Here is a 635-nt window from a genome sequence, read left to right on the forward strand (position 1 = left end):
AACAACCCGACCAACCTGAACATGTACATCTACGTGCCCGACAGGGTCGCGGCCCGGCCGGCGCTGCTGGTGCTCGTGCACTACTGCAGCGGATCCGCCAGCGCGATCTTCAACGGCAACGGGCACGACTACGTCACCGCCGCGGACCGGTACGGCTACATCATCGTGGTCCCCGAGGCCACCCGCAGCGAGAAGTGCTTCGACGTCTCCACCCCGGCCGCGCTCAGGCGCGACGGCGGCAGCGACTCCACCGGCATCATGTCGATGGTCTCCTACGCCCGGCAGCGCTACAACGTCGACCCGGGCCGGATCGTCGTCAGCGGCTTCTCCTCCGGCGCGATGATGACCAACGTCCTGGCCGCCCAATACCCCGACGTGTTCTCGGCCGGGTCGGCGTTCTCCGGCGTACCGGCCGGGTGCTTCGCCACCACCAACGGCTCGCTGTGGAACAGCCAGTGCTCCGGCGGGCAGCTCATCAAGACCGCCCAGCAGTGGGGCGACCAGGCGCGGGCGATGTACCCCGGCTACACCGGCCGCTACCCCCGCATGCAGCTGTGGCACGGCACCACCGACACCACCCTCGCCTACCCGAACTTCGGCGAGGAGATCAAACAGTGGACCAACCTGAACGGGCT

1 protein-coding gene is annotated in these 635 nt (G+C 68.2%); it reads left to right on the top strand.

What is annotated here, in order from left to right; all coding sequences use genetic code 11:
* Positions 1 to 635, top strand: a 635-nt coding sequence (locus HHX41_RS39495; protein WP_182910018.1) for a PHB depolymerase family esterase, incomplete at both ends; no start/stop codon positions are given.

Origin of the sequence: Microbispora sp. H13382, from assembly GCF_014161445.1 — a bacterium.
Taxonomy (GTDB): domain Bacteria; phylum Actinomycetota; class Actinomycetes; order Streptosporangiales; family Streptosporangiaceae; genus Microbispora.